Genomic DNA, 18,352 nt, shown 5'->3' with positions numbered 1-18,352 from the left:
CATCAGGCTTCGGCCGGTTCCATCACCAGTCGCTCGGGCAGCGCAAACCAGGGGCCCTGCCCCGCATGTACCCCGAGGTGACGCAGCATCTTCCACTCGTCACCACTCTCGACCCCAACAGCCAATACCCGGGTCGGGGTATTGGCGCAGCCGCCCACCAGACTGCGCACTGCCATCTGGTTCACCTGGCGAGCATGGATCTCCCGCACCAGGCTGGGGTGGAGCTTGAGGAAGTTGATTTCGAACTCCTTGATGTACTGGGTGCTTACCACATCCTGGCCGGCATGATCGATGGCCAGCATGCATCCGAGCATCCGCAGGGAGCGCAGCGGTCGCTTGAGGGCTTCGAAATGGCGGGTCACCTGCGCCTCGGAAAGTTGCAGGATCAGCCGCTCGTTGGTACTGCGTGGCAGCTGGAACAGAGCGAAGAAGAGCCAGCGCTGGAAGTCGCGATGGAGCAGGCTCTGGGCGCTGAGAGCCAGACTGACCGGGCAGCTCTGGTCGGAGCGCTGACGCAGCAACGCCAGGGTCTGCTCCGCCACCAGCCGATCCAGCTGGAGCAACAGCCCCACCTTCTCCGCCATCGGCATGAAGATCCCGGCCGGCAGTGGCCGCCCCTGCTCATCCTCAAGATAGGTGAGCAACTCCTGCTGCAGCACCACCTGCCCGCGATCCTGCTGGATCGGCTGGATATAGAATTCGATGGCCTGCTCCTCAAGGCGACGGCTGAGCAGAGTACGCCAACGCACAGTGCCCTTGCTGCTCTGCTCCTCATCCAGCTGCTTTTCGTAGAGGAACCAGCCGTTGTGCCCTTGCAGGCGGGCGCTCTTGAGGGCCAGCTCCGCCTCCTCCTGTACCTTGAGCAGGGAGTCCTGCGACTGATAGCAGACGGCACCGAGATAAACCGCGGTCTCCGGATTGACCTCTTGCGGCCAGTGGAGGCGCTGCAGGCTCTTGAGCAGCTGGCTGGCACTGTCCACCATCTCGCTTTCGGACATATTGGGCAGCAGCACGGCAAACACTTGCCCGGCATAGCGGGCCTGCAGGGCGCCACTGTGCTTGCGCACGAAGGCCCCGATAGTCGCGCTTGCCTCCAGCATCAGATCATGACCCAGCAGATCGAACTGCTCGGCCTCCAGATCCTCTAGACAGGCGAGATCGATCAGCAGCACACCTCCGCTCATCACGCTCGCCTCCATGATGGCACTTTCAAGCCGGTTGTCGAAAAAGAGACGGTTGCCAATGCCGGTCATCTTGTCGACGAAAGCATTGCTGCGGATGAAGTTGTCGAAGCGGCTGCGCTCCTTGCGGGCATCCGCCAGCTCGGCCAGCAGATGGTCGAGCGCCTGACTGGCAGCAACCGGCCACTCTTCGGCGGGGTCGTGATTCAGTTTGGAGAGTTTGTCATCGAGGATCAGCTGGGCACGCTCGGCCAACAACTCGGCACCGCGTAGTTGCTGGCGCAGCCAGCGAATGGAGTACCAGAGGCCGAACACCACGATAAAGACGCCGAAGGAGATACCGGACATCGCCTTGATGGAGTACTCCGCCTCCTTGAAGGGACGCTCCAGCTTCAGATTGGCCTGCATGCCGGCCTGATGGATAAGCGCCTTGCTGTATGGCAGCAACAACTGATCATCGACCGAACGCTGCACATCGCGAAACCAGTAGACACGCTGATCGTTCTGGCGCACCTCCAGCTCGACGACGTGGGAAGCGCGCAGCAGGGTGGGCAGCCAGTGACTCATCTCGTTCATGTCATGGGAGACATCGAGCTGCTTGTCGATCACCTCGACCAGCGCATCGACCTTCTTCTGCTGCAGCTCCATCCCCAGCTCGCGAAAGCTGAACACGCCGCCAATCAGCACGGTCGCCATGGCGGCAATCACGCACAGGGTGATAAACGAGACAAGCTGTGTAGTCAGTTTCATGCGCCTTTCCGTATGCCCAGCATCATCCATGTGACCTCATGGTAGCAGCGGCGATCAGCGCCCTGCTATGGATGGAGATCCCGCTTCTGCAATTTCAAAGGGGCGAGGATACCGAAAGCGGGGGAATATTACCAAACACGGAACAAACGAAGAGAGAAGAGCGGAAAACGGCAGAAAGAAAAATGGTCCCTGAAAAGGGACCAAAAGGAACACTCATATCAAAACTAACACTCTGTGCTACTGACAAAAAACAGATACAGGAGTATTGAACACACGGTGAGTCAAACCGCGGGGCTACTCTAATGCGTTCGGATAAGTCGGGCAATTGTCATTTATGACAGGTTAACGATTGAATCTCTCCATAACCAAGATACAAAATCATTTAAAATCATTATGTTAATAATTTAATCAAGGCAACTAATAATCCCGCTTCAAATTGATTGTACTAATGCAATAAACTCAATGTTGCCCATATGGGCCCAACCATACAGCAGGTCGCCCCATGCGCACCCCATCAATACTTATCTATTTGTTATTGTTGGCTTTTCCTGTTCTTTTCGGTCAACCGATTGCGTACTGGCTGGCTGAGCCTCTTGCAGAAAGAATGCAGGAGCAGAAGATGGCCGAGATAAAGCAGGCCAACATCGAACGCTACAAAATTATTAACGAGATTCTTTCTACCCAGTTGAAACAGTTCGAGTTCAACTGCGGCGCCAGGGATATGTCGCTACTGCGCAGCCCCCGTTTTTACAACACCCATATTCGCCTGCAAGGACTGGAGCTTGGCTCGGGGCAGGTCTGCTCCAGCCTGGGGCAAGGAATCTCGATTGCCATCAGCCCACAACCTGATGACATCGCCATAGGCCCGTTCGGCCTGACCGCCACACCACCCAGCTTCAATACGGAACAAGAACTGGTGGTCTATTACAGAGCCACCAACGGCAACATTGCCTATTGGGTGCTGGACAACAGCTGGATCCACGAGATCCTTCAGACTCCCTGTGCTGACTGCTTCTATCTGGAGTTCAACCTGATCAACAAAGATTCGTACGTCCCCATGCTGCCGCGTGGAGACAAACGAATCAAACAGGAGCCAGGTCCGAACAGTATCGACTCTTATGAACCTAACACCTTGACCAAACAGACGTTGTGGGCAGGCCAGGCGCTGACACGTTATGCCAGAGCGCAGGCTGAAACCCTGGCTTTATGGATTGGTGTGGCGCTGGGTATCCTGCTGGCTGGTGCCTACTGGTTGCATCGCCACTATCAGCGCTCGCTGCAAGGACTGTTGCAGATCGGTTTGAAAAATCAGGAGTTTGAACCCTTCTACCAACCGGTAGTGGATAGCCGAACCAGAGAAGTCGTTGGCTTCGAGGCGCTGCTGCGTTGGCGGCGCGGCGGTGAACTGGTTCCTCCTGGCGCCTTTATCGACTATATCGAAGAGCAGGGGCTGATCCTGCCGATAACCGCCCAATTGCTGGAGCGAGTACTCACAGACCTCTCCTCTCTGACTGCAACTCAGTGGGTCAGCGTCAATCTGGTAGCGGCCCATATCGAGCAGCCTCTGCTGCGTAACCTGCTGCAACAGCATCAGTGGCCCTCCCCCGCCCAGCTCACCTTTGAGCTGACCGAGCGCAAACCGCTGACCGATATCAAGAGTGCTACCAGCGAGATCAATGCCCTGCAAGAGCGGGGCTATCACATCAAACTGGATGACTTTGGTACCGGCTATGGCGGCTTCGCCTATCTGCAGAGCCTCGGGATCCGCCAGATCAAGATCGACAAGATGTTCGTCGACACCATTGGCACCGACGACCTCAAACGCAGCGTGCTGGATGCCATCATCGCCTTTGGCCGAGAGTCTGGGATGGAGATGATTGCCGAGGGGGTCGAGACCCGGGAGCAGGTCGACTACCTGTATCGGCAGGGAGTCTATCTGATACAGGGCTATGTCTTTGGCAAACCCATGCCGCTGCAAGAGCTGCTGCTCTGGCAACAGGCCTTCCGCCAACCCATGGCGGAAACGGCCTGACGACAGAGAAGAGAACTCTCTTTCCCGGGGGGTGCTCCGGGATCACTCACTCCGCGGCAGGATAGCGGTACTCACCGCCGCGAAAACGGGCCCAGAGGCAGTCGCCCAGATCAAAATGCCACCACTCGCCGGGATAGTTGCTGAACCCTTCCCGCCGCATCAGCCAGAACAGCAAACGGCGGTTGTCACGGATCTGCAGCCACCGCGTCTCGCTCATTCCCGCACAGGGGCGTTCGAAATAGTCGCTCTCGGCCCGCTCGCTGATATCGTCAAAGCCGGTACCAAAGTCGAGCGGCTCGCCACTCGCCAGATCGTGCAGCAGCAGATCGATGGCTCCGCCCGACAGATGGGGCGGTACCGGATAGTGACCGGGGTCAGAGGGATGGGCACAGAAACGGCGAGTCTCCTGCTCAAGCCGGGCACCATCCCAGTCGGGATTGGCTGCGGCAATTTCGCCCTTGATCCGCTCGAAGATGGCCAAAGACGTGGCGCGACTGCGAAATCCGTCGAGCAAGGTGAGCCCCAATCCCGCAGGCAGCGCTGCGGCTACCCGCGCCAGCGCTTTGGCAAGCGGCTCCCGCACCCGGATCTGCGGCTCACTGCCCGCCAGACCGAGCCGGTAATAGACGGGATCGATGCGGATCCTGGCACTGGCGGCCACGATCACCAGCGGATCACTGGCCGAGAGCGCCGCCTGTTCGGCTGCGCTGGCCGGTTCATAGTCGTGAGAGATGGGTGGCAATAGCATCAAATGGACTCCTGAGCAGGGGGGAGCCATTTCAGCAGAGCCTTGCCAACGGGGCAAGCCTGCCATCGGCACCGCCACAACCCGAGATCTGCTCCGATCCAAGCCCACAATTTACATCTGTTAACAAAATGGGCTGCCCCTCGAGGCCAAGAGCTTTTATCATAAGGGGCTGGTCAGGGTGCAACCGCCCGTTGCACATTCCATTCATCTCCCGGCCCACCGGTCGCCCCAGAAGAGAACCATTGCCTATGAAGACAGTTATCCGGCAAGAGATTGCCCTGCCCGTCGGCCTGCTCACCCTGCTCTTTTTCAAGACGCTCGGCAGCGACCTGCTGACAGAGACAACTCCGCTCGGGATCTATCTTCCTGTGTCGGCGGGGCTGCTTGCCATCGTCACCTGGGCCATCTTCTCGGTGGTGCGCCACTCCGATGCCCTCGCCATCAAGCTGGGCGAACCCTTTGGCACCCTGATCCTCACCCTCTCGGTCATTTCGCTGGAGGTGGTGATGATCTCCTCGGTCATGCTGACCGGCGAGCCCAATCCGGTGATGGCCCGCGACACCATGTTCGCCGTGGTGATGCTGGTCACCAACGGTCTGGTCGGCTTCACCCTGCTGTTTGGCGGCTGGCGCTACCACACCCAGAGCTTCAATCTGGACGGGGTCAAATCCTATCTGGTGGCCATCATCCCGCTCGCCCTGCTCTGTCTGGTGCTGCCCAACTTCACTGAAGGGGGCACGGTTGGCAGCATGTCGCGCGCCATGTCATGGATGCTCATCACCATCTCGATCCTGCTCTACGGGGTCTTCCTGCTGATCCAGACCCGCAGCCACAGCCACTTCTTTGTCGACAGCGATCACGAGGATTACGAGGAGCACCACGGCCCGCTGCAGAGCAACGTCTATCACACCCTGCTGCTGCTCGCCTATCTGGTAGTGGTGATCCTGTTGGCCAAGACCCTGGCCATCCCCATCAACTACGGGGTCAAGGTGCTGTCAGCACCGCAGGCGCTCGGCGGCTTTATCGTAGCCTGTATCGTGCTGGCCCCCGAGGCGGTTGGCGCCATCAAGGCCGCCATCAACAATCAGCTGCAGCGGGCCATGAACCTCTACTTCGGCTCGGTGCTGGCCACCATAGCCCTCACCGTGCCGGCAGTGCTGTTTATCGGCTCCATGCTGGGTCAGGAGGTGCGCCTCGGCCTCTCCGCCGCCGACATGGTGCTGCTCATCACTACGCTCATGGTGTGCAAGGTGACCTTCAGCAGCGGCCGTACCAATGTGCTGCACGGCGCCACCCATCTGGTTCTGTTTGTGGTCTATCTGTTCCTGATGTTCGAGCACCAGTGACCGACTATCGCAGAGACGAAAAGACCGCCCGATTGGGCGGTCTTTTGTTATCAGCTCCGGGATCTCACGGACGCCAGTGAAGCGGCGTCCCCCTCATCCCCTACCCCTCTCCCGCCAGGGGAGAAGGGGGATCAAGGCTTACAGGCTGGGCAGCACCCCAGCCGGGAGCAGATCGTTGTAGCTGGCACGCCCCAGCAGCGCGGCCGCCGCCTCGATATCGGGGGCAAAGTAGCGATCCTTGTCGTAGAAGGGGACATGAGCGCGCAACCGCCCCTTGGCTACTTCCACCCCCTCGCTGGCCCGCAGCGGAGCACGGAAATCTAGCCCCTGCGCCGCCGCCAGCAGTTCGACTGCCAGAATACCACGGGTGTTCTCGGCCATATCCGCCAGCCGGCGGCCGGCGAAGGTCGCCATGGAGACATGATCCTCCTGATTGGCGGAGGTGGGCAGGCTGTCTACCGAGGCCGGATGGGCCAGGGTCTTGTTCTCGGAGGCGAGCGCCGCCGAGGTGACCTGAGCGATCATGAAGCCGGAGTTGACCCCGCCATTGTTGACCAGAAACGCCGGCAGACCGGACATCCGCGAGTCGATCAACAGCGCCATCCGCCGCTCTGAAAGGGAACCGATCTCAGCGATAGCAAGCGCCAGATTATCGGCCGCAAAGGCCACCGGCTCGGCGTGGAAGTTGCCGCCGGAGATAATCTCCTCGTCATCGGCAAACACCAGCGGGTTGTCGGAGACCGAGTTGGCTTCGCACACCAACACCTCGGCCGCCTGACGGATCTGGGTCAGGCAGGCACCCATCACCTGCGGCTGGCAGCGCAATGAGTAGGGATCCTGCACCTTCTCGCAATTGTGATGGGACATACCGATCTCGCTGAGATCACCGAGCAGATGGCGATAGCAGGTAGCCGCATCAATCTGGCCACGCTGACCGCGTACCGCGTGAATGCGGGCATCGAACGGACGGCGGCTGCCAAGGGCCGCCTCCACGCTCATGGCACCGATAGTGATGGCTCCGGCAAACAGATCCTCGGCGTGGAACAGCCCCTCCAGCGCGAAGGAGGTGCTCGCTTGGGTACCGTTGAGCAGCGCCAGCCCCTCTTTCGGTGCCAGCGCGATGGGCTCAAGCCCGGCGATCCGCAGCGCTTCGCTGGCATCGATCTCGCGCCCGTCGTGACGAGCCTTGCCTTCGCCGATCAGCAGGCAGCTCATATGGGCCAGCGGCGCCAGATCGCCGGAGGCGCCAACGGAGCCCTTCTTCGGCACCAGCGGATAGACCTCGGCGTTGACCAGCTTCATCAGCGCCTCCAGCACCTCCAGCCGGATGCCGGAGAAACCGCGCGCCAGCGAGTTGAGCTTGAGCACCATCATCAACCGCACGGTGGCGTCATCCATATAGGTGCCGATGCCCGCAGCGTGGGAGAGCACGATGGATCGCTGCAGCTCGTCGAGCTGATCCACCGGGATCCGGGTATTGGCCAGCAGGCCAAAGCCAGTGTTGATGCCGTACACCACGCGTCCCTGCTCGATCACCCGGGAGACAGTGGCGGCAGAGGCGTGGATCGCCGGCAACGCCGCCGGATCCAGTGCAATATGTACCGGCTCGCGGCTGACGCGACGCAGGGTGGCAAGATCCAGCTCGCCCGGGGTAATAGTCAATTCAAACATGGTGTTACACCTTTCCTTTGACACCGTTGGCGCCGTCAATCATCGGCAGATCCAGTTTCGCCTCGCGGGCGCAGTTGATGGCAATCTCGTAGCCCGCATCCGCATGGCGCATCACGCCGGTGGCCGGGTCGTTGCGCAGCACACGGCCGACCCGCTTGGCGGCGTCATCGGAGCCATCACAGACGATCACCACGCCGGAGTGCTGGGAGAAGCCCATGCCGACCCCGCCGCCGTGGTGCAGGGAGACCCAGGTCGCGCCGCCAGCGGTGTTGAGCAGGGCGTTGAGCAGCGGCCAGTCGGAGACGGCATCGGAGCCATCCATCATCGACTCGGTCTCGCGGTTCGGGCTCGCCACCGAGCCGGAATCCAGATGGTCGCGGCCAATGACGATGGGGGCTTTCAGCTCGCCGTTTTTCACCATCTCGTTGAAGGCCAGACCGAGGCGTACCCGATCCTTGACCCCGACCCAGCAGATCCGCGCCGGCAGCCCCTGAAACGCGATGCGCTCGCGGGCCATGTCGAGCCAGTTGTGCAGGTGAGGATCATCGGGGATCAGCTCTTTGACCTTCTGATCGGTCTTGTAGATATCTTCCGGATCACCGGAGAGGGCCACCCAGCGGAACGGGCCAATCCCCTCGCAGAACAGCGGGCGGATATAGGCGGGGACGAAGCCGGGGAAGTCGAAGGCGTTTTTCACCCCCTCCTCAAGCGCCATCTGACGGATGTTGTTACCGTAATCCAGAGTCGCCGCGCCGCGCTCTTGCAGGGTCAGCATAGCCTCCACCTGACGGGCCATGGAGCGACGAGCGGCCAGATTCACCTCCTGCGGGGCACTCTGCTGCAGCTCGCGCCACTTTGCCACGCTCCAACCCTGCGGCAGGTAGCCATGCACCGGGTCGTGGGCGGAGGTCTGGTCGGTCACCACATCCGGGGTGATGCCTCGTGCCACCAGCTCGGCAAAGACGTCAGCGGCGTTGCCGAGCAGACCGACGGAGACGGCGCTGCCGCTCTGCTTGGCCTCCTCGACCATGGCCAGCGCCTCATCGAGACTGTGAGCCTTCTTGTCCACATAACGGGTGCGCAGACGAAAATCGATGCGGGTCTCGTCGCACTCCACGGCGATCATCGAGAAGCCGGCCATGGTGGCGGCCAGCGGCTGGGCACCGCCCATGCCGCCGAGACCACCGGTCAGGATCCAGCGCCCCTTGGGTTCACCGTTAAAATGCTGATTGGCCACCGCAAAGAAGGTCTCGTAGGTGCCCTGCACGATCCCCTGGGTGCCGATATAGATCCACGAACCCGCAGTCATCTGGCCGTACATCATCAAGCCCTTCTTATCGAGCTCGTTGAAGTGCTCCCAGTTGGCCCAGTGAGGCACCAGATTGGAGTTGGCGATCAGCACCCGCGGCGCATCCTTGTGGGTCTGGAACACCCCGACCGGCTTGCCGGATTGCACCAGCAGGGTCTGATCCTCCTCGAGCCGGGTCAGCACCTCAACGATCTTGTCAAAGCAGGCCCAGTTGCGGGCGGCGCGACCGATGCCGCCATAGACCACCAGCGACTGGGGATGCTCGGCCACCTCGGGATCCAGGTTGTTCATCAGCATCCGCAGCGGCGCTTCGGTGAGCCAGCTCTTGGCGGTCAGTTCGGTGCCGCGCGGGGCACGGATCACGCGGTTCGGATCATGACGGGGATCCTGCTGTTGCACAGACATACACACTCCTTGTTGTATCAATAGGGTGCCTTCGGCGACGGGCGGCCAAAGGGTTAACGGGTCAACAGATGAACCAGCCGCGCGGCCACGCGGGCACTGCGGTTATCCTGATCCAGCGTCGGGTTGTACTCGGCCAGATCGGCAAGCCTGAGCTTGCCGCTGGCCCGGATATGGGCGATCAGCGGTTCGATCACCGCCAGCTCCACGCCGCGGGCGGCGGGGGCACTCACTCCCGGCATCACGGCTCCGGGCAGCACATCAAGATCGATGGTCAGATAGAGGTGATCACAATCGGCGATGAAGGCGTCCAGCCCGCCTAGCAAGGTTGGCAACCCGGTCTGGGTCATTGCCTCGTCCAGCACATGCCACACTCCCAGCACCTTGGCACGGGCAAACAGGGCGTGGGTATTGGCGGTCTCGGCCACCCCGAGGCAGGCGTAGTGAAACGGTGTGCCCTGAGCGGCACACTGCTCGGCAATCTGGAAGAAGGGGGTGCCGGAGCTTGCCAATTCCTGCTTCATCCGCAAGTCAAAGTGGGCATCGAGGTTGATAATGCCGACTCGCCCCTGACCCGCCAGATGCAGGTTAAGGCCGCTCCAGCTGCCGAAGGCCACCTCGTGGCCGCCCCCCAGCACCAGCGGGAAGTGGCCCAGATCGAGCGCAGCAGCGACCCGCTCGGCCAGACGGCCGTGGGCGGCATCGAGATCCCCATCCGAACAGCTCACATCCCCGCCATCGTAGACGGGTCGATTCAGGTGCCAGGCAGTGTTGGCCAGCAACTTGCGCACCGCCAGCGGCGCCCCGGCGGCGCCGACACGCCCCTTGTTGCGGCGCACACCTTCATCGCAGGCAAAACCGAGCAGCACTACACCAGCTGCCTCTTGTGCCCCGGCAGCCCAGGGCTGCACCTTGTCATGCCAGCGCAGGGCCAGTTCACCATCTTCCGGATCCTGTCGTCCCTGCCAGAGCGACATGTCGACCTGGTTGAACTTATCCATGGAGGGTCTCCTCGCCGTTGAAGATGCGGCCTGCCAACTGATCGACGCCGACCATGTAGCTCAACTCGGCCGGATGGGCGCAGTGCCAGATCAGGAAATCGGCCGCCATCCCCACCCTGAGCTGGCCAAGGCGCTCCTGCTCGCCAAGTGCTTTGGCGGCGTGGCGGGTCACCCCGACCATCGCCTCCACCGGAGTCAGGCCAAACAGGGTACAGGCCATGTTCATCGCCATCCGCAGCGAGACGATGGGGGCCGTGCCCGGGTTGATGTCGGAGGAGACCGCCATCGCAACCCCCGCCTTGCGCAGCGCGGCGACCGGCGGCAGTTTGGTCTCTTTGAGAAAATAGAAGGCGGTGGGCAGCAGGGTGGCAACTACGCCGCGCTGGGCCAGTGCCTGGATCCCCTGCGGATCCAGATACTCCAGATGATCCACCGAGAGGGCGCCGAAGTTGGCGGCGAGGGTGCTGCCACCGAGGTTGGAGAGCTGATCCATATGCCCCTTCACCGACAGGCCGTATTGATCCGCCGCCAGATAGACCTGCTCAGTCTGGGCCAGCGAGAAACCGATATGCTCGCAGAAGACATCCACCGCATCCGCCAGGCCCGCTTTGGCGGCGGCCGGGATAATCTCCTGACAGATGGTCTCGACCCAGCTGTCAGGGTCATCGCGATACTCCGGTGGCACCGCATGGGCCGCCAGCAGAGTTGTCTTGACCCGGATCGGCAGCACCTCTCCCAGTCGGCGGGCCACCCGCAGCATTTTGAGTTCATCATCCAGCGTCAGGCCATAGCCGGACTTGATCTCCACTGTGGTGACCCCTTCGCGGATCAGGGATTTCACCCTCGGCTGCGCCAGCTCAAAGAGCTGATCCTCGCTGGCGGCGCGGGTAGCACGCACCGTGCTGATGATGCCGCCGCCCCGACGGGCGATCTCGGCATAGGGCACCCCCTGCTGACGAAGCTCGAACTCCTCGGCACGGCTGCCGGCAAAGACCAGATGGGTGTGGCAATCGATAAGGCCGGGAGTGACCAGCTTGCCCTGCATATCCAGCCAATGGGCGGGATACGGCCCCTTCAACGCGGCCATTGGCACCAGGGCGTGGATCTTGCCATCCTTCATGCCGATGGCATGGAGCGGCAGCAGACCATAATCGGCCAGTCCGGCATTCAGGGTGGCGGGCGTCACGTTGAGCCAGACCCGCTCGCAGTTCAACAGTTCCTTGTTCATAGCGCCCTCATATGTATATACATATCCTTATAATCGATCCATCAGGCGAAATAAAGAGCAGGATTCACAACCTGATAACAGCATCACGCTTAGAGTTTAAGCACAAAAAAGCCCACCAGAGGTGGGCTTGAGAAGAATCAATTTGTATAGACAATTAAGACAGCTGCGCCTTGGAGCTCAGCTTGTAGCGGGAACCGGGGGAGAGCAATCTGGCGTAGGAGACCAGATGTCCTTCCGACCAGGTGCGCCTGTGCAACAATAGGCAGGGTGTATCCACGCGAATTTGCAACAATCCAGCCTCACCGGCACTCGGCAATACGGCTTCCACCACGTGCTCCATCTCGGAGAGGGGGCAGACATCCATCAGATAGCGGTTGGGGGTCTGTTGGGTAAAATCCTGCTCGCCATAGCCAGGCAAGCGCCCGGCATCGACAAAGCGCTCCTCCAGCTGCAGCGGCTCCCCATCGGCCTGATGAACGATCAGGCTGTGAAAGATGGGGGCGCCAACCCGTAGCCCCAGTTGTACCGCCACCTTCTCGTCGGCAGCCAATCGCTGTAGCCGGATCACCCGGGCGCTGTACTCGCTGCCACGCTCGGCGATCTCGTCGGCGATGTTGCGAATAGCCAGCAGCGGCGACTCGGTACGTCTGTCCGCCACGAAGCTACCGGAACCGGCGGTACGCACCAGCCACCCCTCGGCCACCAGTTCACGCAGTGCCCGGTTGACCGTCATCCGGCTCACGGTGAACTGCTCGCACAGGGCCGCTTCGGTCGGGATCTGATCCCCTGCCTGATAGTGGCGTTCGCGGATCCGGTCCAGAATATGCTGCTTGATCTGCAGGTAGAGGGCGGGCGCCAACGGGGTGCTCCTTAGCGCCGACGGTGGGGCGGACGCATGTCCGGCCAGGCGCGATAGACATCGGGGATCTGATCCGGCCCGCTGATACAGAGATCGAGATCGTGCAGCAAGCCATCCTTGATCCCGTAGATCCAGCCGTGGACGGCCAGCTCCTGCCCCTTGCGCCAGGCGTTCTGGATGATGGTGGTATGACAGACGTTGGCCACCTGCTCGGCCACGTTCAGCTCGCACAGATAGTCGAAGCGCTCGTGCTCATCTTCGATGGCCTCCAGCTCTTCGCCATATTTGAAGTAGACATCCTTGATGTTGCGCAGCCAGTTGTCGATGAGCCCCAGCTCCTGATTCTGCATCGCCGCCTTGACCCCGCCGCAGCCATAGTGACCGCAGACGATGATGTGCTTCACCTTGAGCACCTCGACCGCGTATTGCAGCACGGAGAGGCAGTTGAAATCGGTATGTACCACCAGATTGGCGACGTTGCGGTGAACGAAGACATCCCCCGGCAGCAGCCCCATCAGCTGGTTGGCGGGCACCCGGCTATCGGAGCAGCCGATCCAGAGGTATTCGGGAGCCTGCTGGGCAGAGAGGGTGGCAAAGAAGGCGGGATCTTCCGCTTTGATCCGCTCGGCCCACTCACGGTTATTGGTAAACAGGTCCTTCAACAGTTTCACTTCTGCTCTCCATCATGTGGCTGTGGCGGCAACATAACATACCCAAGGGTTATCAGGGCAAGCCCCGATTACCGGCGGCAGAAACAAAAACAGGGCCATCAGGCCCTGTTTTCAGCGCGGAGGCATCAGGCCTCCATGGCATCTTTCAGCTTCTTGAGCGCGTTCTTCTCAAGCTGACGCACTCGCTCGGCAGAGACGCCGTAGGTATCGGCCAGCTCCTGCAGGGTAGTCTTGCTGTCATCGTCGAGCCAGCGGGCGCGGATGATGTGCTGGCTGCGCTCGTCGAGAGAAGAGAGCGCCGAGCTCAGACGGCGGGTCGCATGATCGTCCCAGTTGTCGTTCTCGATGGTCGCGGCCAGATCGGAGGATTTGTCCTCCAGATAGTGAACCGGTGCGAAACCGCCCTCATCTTCATCATCGCCAACCAGATCGAACGCCTGATCGTAGTTGCTCATGCGCGCTTCCATCTCGGTCACGTCGCTCTCGGAAACCCCGAGATCAGCAGCCACGGCCTTCACCTCTTCGTGGTTCAGCCAGCCCAGACGCTTCTTGGATTTGCGCAGATTGAAGAAGAGCTTGCGCTGGGCCTTGGTGGTTGCCACCTTGACCATGCGCCAGTTGCGCAGAACATATTCGTGAATTTCGGCCTTGATCCAGTGCACGGCGAAGGAGACCAGACGCACACCGACGCTCGGGTCGAAGCGCTTGACCGCCTTCATCAGACCGATGTTGCCTTCCTGTACCAGATCGGCCTGCGGCAGACCGTAACCGGCATAACTCTTGGCGACATGAACGACAAAGCGCAGGTGCGACATAACCAGCTGGCGGGCAGCCTCGAGATCGCCATCCTGCTGCAAACGCTCAGCCAGCTCACGCTCTTCCTCTGCGCTCAGCACCGGAATAGAGTTTACTGCCTGGATATAGCCTTCCAGACTACCTTGCGGAATCAAAGCCATAGTGCGCTGCAATGAAGTTCCCATCTGTTACCTCTTACTTTTCAATCGAACCAGTCTAACACCCCAAGAGGGACTGTCTACTGACCGGGTCTCATTCTGCGGCTTACATCATAGATCACAAGCCCAGCTTTAGACTGGCTTATCTTATGCCCGCAGGATGAATCATGAATGAACAGTCAAAAAAAGGGGGTCACAATGAAGGACCCCCGAAAAGTAGCATGCTAAGTCCATTGTTGCGGAGCTCGCAACCTTCACATGCTTGCCAAGTCTGACGAGCAAGGCATAGGGGCCACACTCGTATAAATTCGTTCAGCTATTTGACTGCTTATAAAGCAGAAGGTTCACAGGATCCAGCAAAGATCCTGAAGATCGCCGTTATTCAGAATACTCCGAGAAGAGTGGCCAAGCCAGAAACGGCCACTCTTTTACTTGATCCGCTTCGCAAAATCCAGCAATTCACAATGTTGATAAATTAATCAGGAAGGCTCGATGTCGCGAATGTGGCGGTGAACCGAGAACCAGGAGGCAATCAGCCCCAGCAGAGCGCCCAGCAGGATCAGGTTCACCCCGTCCACCAGACCCATGCCAACCAGCTGGAAGTTACTGTTATACAAGCCCGCCAGCTCTTTCACCACCCCCTCGCTCCAGATCACCATCACCTCGGTCAGCCACCAGGCCAGCATGCCACCGATCACCCCGAACCAGATGCCGGTATAGAGGAACGGACGGTGAATAAAGGCATCGGTCGCCCCCACCAGTTTCAGCACCTCGATCTCGGATCGCTGGTTGAGGATGTTGAGGCGCAGGGTATTGCCGACAATCAGCAGCACGGCGGAGAGCAGCAGCACCGCGATGCCGGTAATGGTGTGGCGCAGCAGGTTCATGATCCCCTGCAGACGGGTCAGCCACTGCAGATCCAGCTTGCCCTGTTCCACACCATCCTCGTTGTTGAGCTTGCCGAGCAGCTCGGCGGCCCCTTCCGGATTCTGCCAGCGCGGATCCGGAATGACGCTCAGCACCGGTGGTAACGGGTTGCTGTCCAGATAATCGAGCGCATCGCCGAAACCGGAGATCTCGCGAAACTCCCGCAGCGCATCGTCGCGACTCATATAGGTCACCGAATCCACCTCGGGGTAGAGCAGGATCCTGTGTTGCAGGTCGAGAATGCTCTGCTCCGGCAGATCCTTGCGCAGATAGAGGGAGATCTGGGAGCTGGTCTGCCAGCTCCCCTCCACCACCTCGGCATTTTTCAGCAGCACATGGAAGCAGGAGGGCAGCGCCAGACTGACGCCGAGCACCGCCAGCGTCATCAGGGAGGCGAGCGGGTTGCGCCACAGCTCACCCAGACTGGCAAACGCCTGCCGCACGTGGTCAACCCCGTACATCATCAAACGGCGCAGCGGCGGCTGCTTGTGACGAACGATAGCCATCAGAGCTCCTCCCCTGCCGAATACATCCGCCCCGCCTTGAGGGTCAGGGTGCGATAGCGCATGCGGGCGATGAGCCCCAGATCGTGAGTGGCGATCAGCACGGAGACGCCGAAGCGGTTGAACTCCTCGAACAGCCGCATGATATCCATGGAGAGCTGGGGATCCAGGTTACCGGTCGGTTCGTCAGCGAGCAGCAACGGCGGCTTGTTGACGATGGCACGGGCGATGCCGACCCGCTGCTGTTCACCACCGGAGAGCATGCGCGGCTGGTAGCGCTCCTTGCCGAGCAGCCCCACCTTGTCCAGCGCCGCGGCGACCCGCTTGTTGATGTCCGCGTGGCTGTAGCCATCGATCACCAACGGCAACGCCACGTTGTCGAACACGGTGCGGTCCATCAGCAGCCGGTGATCCTGAAAGATCATCCCGATCTGGCGGCGCACATAGGGGATCTGGCTACGCTGGATATGGCTGACGTCGTCTCCATGAAAGAAAACGCGACCATCGGTCGGTCGCTCCATCACGCTGATCAGTTTGAGGAGGGTACTCTTGCCCGCCCCCGAGTGTCCGGTCAGGAAAGCCATCTCCCCCTTGCGCAGGTGAAAGCTGACCTTCTGCAGCGCCTGATGGCCACCGCTGTATACCTTGCTGACCTTGTCAAAACGAATCATAACGGTTCCCTGACATTGACAAACCCCGACCGAAGTCGGGGCATGGGATGTTTACTCATCGCGACTAAACAGGGCCTCGATAAAGTCGTTGGCGACAAAGGGACGCAGATCGTCGATCCCCTCGCCCACCCCGATATAGCGGATCGGGATCTGGAACTTGTCGGCTACCGCGAAGATAACGCCGCCCTTGGCAGTACCATCCAGCTTGGTGAGGGTAATACCGGTCAGGCCGACCGCCTCGCTGAACAGCTTGGCCTGGCTCAGGGCGTTCTGGCCGGTGCCGGCATCCAGAGTCAGCATGATCTCGTGGGGCGCCTCTTCGTCCAGCTTCTTCATCACCCGCACCACCTTCTTGAGCTCCTCCATCAGGTTGCTCTTGTTCTGCAGGCGGCCGGCAGTATCGGCGATCAGCACATCAGCCCCGCGGGAGCGGGCAGCCTCGATGGCGTCATAAATGACGGAAGCGGAGTCGGCACCGGTGTGCTGGGCAATCACCGGAATATTGTTGCGCTGACCCCACACCTGCAGCTGCTCGACGGCGGCAGCACGGAAGGTATCGCCAGCCGCCAGCATCACGCTCTTACCCTCGGCCTGGAACTGCTTGGCCAGCTTGCCGATGGTGGTGGTCTTGCCGACGCCGTTCACGCCGACCATCAGGATGACGTAAGGCTTCTTGCTGGTGTCGATCACCAGCGGCTGCTCCACCTTGGCCAGCATCTCGCCCATGTCCTGCTTGAGCAGACCGTAGAGTGCCTCGGCATCCTTGAGCTGCTTGCGATCCGCGTGCTGCACCAGCCCCTCGATGATGCGGGTGGTGGTGTCGACGCCAAGATCGGCGGTCAGCAGCTGGGTCTCCAGCTCTTCGAACAGCTCATCGTCGATCTTCTTGCCACGGAACAGGCCGAAGAAACCGGAGCCGATATTCTCCTTGGTGCGCACCAGACTGCGCTTGAGGCGAGCAAAGAAGCCCTCCCGCTGCGGCTTGTCCTGGGTGTCGTCGTCCACCTTGGCGGCCAGCGGCAGAGCGGCCAGGGCGGCGGCCTCAGCCTCCATCGCGGCGACCAGACGCATATCTTCCGCTCGCTGGGCCTCTTTGGCGATACGGGCTTCTTCCGCAGCCTGAGCTTCAGCGGCAATACGCGCCTCTTCTGCAGCGCGGGCTTCAGCAGCAATACGCGCCTCTTCTGCGGCACGGGCCTCGGCAGCAATACGCGCCTCTTCCGCAGCGCGGGCTTCGGCGGCAATACGCGCCTCTTCCGCAGCGTGAGCCTCGGCAGCAATACGCGCCTCTTCCGCAGCCTGAGCTTCAGCGGCAATACGCGCCTCTTCTGCAGCGCGGGCTTCAGCAGCAATACGCGCCTCTTCTGCGGCACGGGCCTCGGCAGCAATACGCGCCTCTTCCGCAGCGCGGGCTTCGGCGGCAATACGCGCCTCTTCCGCAGCGTGAGCCTCGGCAGCAATACGCGCCTCTTCCGCAGCGCGAGCTTCAGCGGCAATACGCGCCTCTTCCGCTGCACGGGCTTCAGCAGCAATACGAGCCTCTTCTGCAGCGTGAGCTTCAGCAGCAATGCGAGCCTCTTCCACCGCACGGGCTTCAGCGGCAACACGCGCCTCTTCCGCAGCGTGATCTTCAGCAGCAATACGAGCCTCTTCCGCCGCACGGGCCTCGGCAGCAATGCGAGCCTCTTCCGCGGCTTTAACCTCGGCGGCAACACGGGCAGCTTCGGTGGCTTGCGCCTCTGCGGCGGCACGCTCCTCTTCTGCCATCAGGGATTCGTTGACGATCACCGGCTCCAGATCGGAGGCGCACTCCTCCACCACCAGCGGACCATGATCATCCAGCTCGGTTGGCGGGCAGCAATCGTCGTGCAAAACGGGATTCTGTGCGCTGGCGGGCACTTCGGGTGCAACGGCCGGCGTACTATCGGAAACAATCACATCGGAAACAGGAGCGGGGGTAGCAGCGACCTCAGGCTCAGCGGTAATCGGGGTGGCTTGGGGTGTCTGTGGTTGGACAGCCTCAGCCTCTTCTTTCTTGCGGCCGAAACCCAGCCAGGAAAACAAACCTTTTGCCATCTAAAAAATACTCACTTCGTTGGC

The 18,352-nt window shown here is 60.8% G+C and carries 14 protein-coding genes; 2 read left to right on the top strand and 12 right to left on the bottom strand.

The window, feature by feature from the left end:
* Positions 1-2: 2 nt before the first annotated feature.
* Positions 3-1,931, bottom strand: coding sequence for an EAL domain-containing protein (locus BS300_RS16705; protein ID WP_033112567.1), 1,929 nt, complete (start codon positions 1,929-1,931; stop codon positions 3-5).
* A 502-nt stretch (positions 1,932-2,433) separates the two neighbouring features.
* On the opposite strand from BS300_RS16705, the gene BS300_RS16695 reads away from it, so the two are divergent.
* Positions 2,434-3,963 carry an EAL domain-containing protein gene (locus BS300_RS16695; protein ID WP_071914083.1) on the top strand — a complete coding sequence of 510 codons (1,530 nt, stop codon included), beginning with the start codon at positions 2,434-2,436 and terminating at the stop codon, positions 3,961-3,963.
* A gap of 46 nt (positions 3,964-4,009) precedes the next feature.
* Here BS300_RS16695 and BS300_RS16690 read toward each other — a convergent pair whose 3' ends face one another.
* On the bottom strand, positions 4,010-4,711 hold the full coding sequence (locus BS300_RS16690) for a M15 family metallopeptidase (protein ID WP_071914081.1): 702 nt from the start codon (positions 4,709-4,711) through the stop codon (positions 4,010-4,012).
* A 248-nt stretch (positions 4,712-4,959) separates the two neighbouring features.
* Here BS300_RS16690 and BS300_RS16685 point away from each other — a divergent pair, with 248 nt between their 5' ends.
* Positions 4,960-6,057, top strand: a complete 1,098-nt coding sequence (locus BS300_RS16685) for a calcium:proton antiporter (protein ID WP_043851005.1) — start codon at positions 4,960-4,962, stop codon at positions 6,055-6,057.
* A gap of 138 nt (positions 6,058-6,195) precedes the next feature.
* Here the strand turns inward: BS300_RS16685 and hutH are convergent, their stop codons facing one another.
* From hutH to ftsY, 10 genes are all read right to left on the bottom strand, one after another.
* Positions 6,196-7,728: a histidine ammonia-lyase gene (gene hutH / locus BS300_RS16680; protein ID WP_071914079.1), complete on the bottom strand. Its 1,533-nt coding sequence runs from the start codon at positions 7,726-7,728 to the stop codon at positions 6,196-6,198.
* Between the two features lie 4 nt (positions 7,729-7,732).
* Positions 7,733-9,442, bottom strand: coding sequence for a urocanate hydratase (gene hutU / locus BS300_RS16675; RefSeq protein WP_071914077.1), 1,710 nt, complete (start codon positions 9,440-9,442; stop codon positions 7,733-7,735).
* 53 nt (positions 9,443-9,495) lie between these two features.
* Positions 9,496-10,440 (bottom strand): formimidoylglutamase, encoded by a 945-nt coding sequence (gene hutG / locus BS300_RS16670; protein ID WP_071914075.1) that lies wholly within the window; start codon positions 10,438-10,440, stop codon positions 9,496-9,498.
* Positions 10,433-11,668 carry an imidazolonepropionase gene (gene hutI / locus BS300_RS16665; protein WP_071914074.1) on the bottom strand — a complete coding sequence of 412 codons (1,236 nt, stop codon included), beginning with the start codon at positions 11,666-11,668 and terminating at the stop codon, positions 10,433-10,435. Before hutI ends, hutG begins: the two co-directional genes overlap by 8 nt.
* Positions 11,669-11,822: 154 nt before the next feature.
* The gene (hutC, locus tag BS300_RS16660; protein WP_071914072.1) at positions 11,823-12,527 is read right to left on the bottom strand and encodes a histidine utilization repressor; all 705 of its coding nucleotides are present in this window, start codon (positions 12,525-12,527) and stop codon (positions 11,823-11,825) included.
* Positions 12,528-12,538: 11 nt separating this feature from the next.
* A complete protein-coding gene (gene can / locus BS300_RS16655; RefSeq protein WP_033112576.1) occupies positions 12,539-13,198 on the bottom strand; it encodes a carbonate dehydratase in 660 nt (219 codons plus the stop codon).
* Between the two features lie 125 nt (positions 13,199-13,323).
* Complete coding sequence (gene rpoH / locus BS300_RS16650; protein WP_041209606.1) at positions 13,324-14,178, bottom strand: RNA polymerase sigma factor RpoH; 855 nt, start codon at positions 14,176-14,178, stop codon at positions 13,324-13,326.
* A 452-nt stretch (positions 14,179-14,630) separates the two neighbouring features.
* Positions 14,631-15,584, bottom strand: a complete 954-nt coding sequence (gene ftsX / locus BS300_RS16645) for a permease-like cell division protein FtsX (protein WP_041209605.1) — start codon at positions 15,582-15,584, stop codon at positions 14,631-14,633.
* The gene (gene ftsE / locus BS300_RS16640) at positions 15,584-16,252 is read right to left on the bottom strand and encodes a cell division ATP-binding protein FtsE (protein ID WP_033112579.1); all 669 of its coding nucleotides are present in this window, start codon (positions 16,250-16,252) and stop codon (positions 15,584-15,586) included. The genes ftsX and ftsE overlap by 1 nt, the downstream gene beginning before the upstream one ends.
* 51 nt (positions 16,253-16,303) lie before the next feature.
* Positions 16,304-18,328 carry a signal recognition particle-docking protein FtsY gene (gene ftsY / locus BS300_RS16635; protein ID WP_071914070.1) on the bottom strand — a complete coding sequence of 675 codons (2,025 nt, stop codon included), beginning with the start codon at positions 18,326-18,328 and terminating at the stop codon, positions 16,304-16,306.
* Between the last annotated feature and the right edge of the window lie 24 nt (positions 18,329-18,352).

The organism is Aeromonas sp. SCS5 (assembly GCF_001887375.1).
GTDB classification, from domain to species: Bacteria; Pseudomonadota; Gammaproteobacteria; order Enterobacterales; family Aeromonadaceae; genus Aeromonas; species Aeromonas jandaei.
The sequence above is the reverse complement of the archived record's forward strand: the minus strand, read 5'-3'. Positions and strand labels throughout refer to the sequence as shown.

Bases quoted from the DNA above. Each gene is read 5' to 3' on its own strand.
- BS300_RS16705 (WP_033112567.1), bottom strand. From the start codon at position 1,931: ATGAAACTGACTACACAGCTTGTCTCGTTTATCACCCTGTGCGTGATT.
- BS300_RS16695 (WP_071914083.1), top strand. From the start codon at position 2,434: ATGCGCACCCCATCAATACTTATCTATTTGTTATTGTTGGCTTTTCCT.
- BS300_RS16690 (WP_071914081.1), bottom strand. From the start codon at position 4,711: ATGCTATTGCCACCCATCTCTCACGACTATGAACCGGCCAGCGCAGCC.
- BS300_RS16685 (WP_043851005.1), top strand. From the start codon at position 4,960: ATGAAGACAGTTATCCGGCAAGAGATTGCCCTGCCCGTCGGCCTGCTC.
- hutH (WP_071914079.1), bottom strand. From the start codon at position 7,728: ATGTTTGAATTGACTATTACCCCGGGCGAGCTGGATCTTGCCACCCTG.
- hutU (WP_071914077.1), bottom strand. From the start codon at position 9,442: ATGTCTGTGCAACAGCAGGATCCCCGTCATGATCCGAACCGCGTGATC.
- hutG (WP_071914075.1), bottom strand. From the start codon at position 10,440: ATGGATAAGTTCAACCAGGTCGACATGTCGCTCTGGCAGGGACGACAG.
- hutI (WP_071914074.1), bottom strand. From the start codon at position 11,668: ATGAACAAGGAACTGTTGAACTGCGAGCGGGTCTGGCTCAACGTGACG.
- rpoH (WP_041209606.1), bottom strand. From the start codon at position 14,178: ATGGGAACTTCATTGCAGCGCACTATGGCTTTGATTCCGCAAGGTAGT.
- ftsX (WP_041209605.1), bottom strand. From the start codon at position 15,584: ATGGCTATCGTTCGTCACAAGCAGCCGCCGCTGCGCCGTTTGATGATG.
- ftsE (WP_033112579.1), bottom strand. From the start codon at position 16,252: ATGATTCGTTTTGACAAGGTCAGCAAGGTATACAGCGGTGGCCATCAG.
- ftsY (WP_071914070.1), bottom strand. From the start codon at position 18,328: ATGGCAAAAGGTTTGTTTTCCTGGCTGGGTTTCGGCCGCAAGAAAGAA.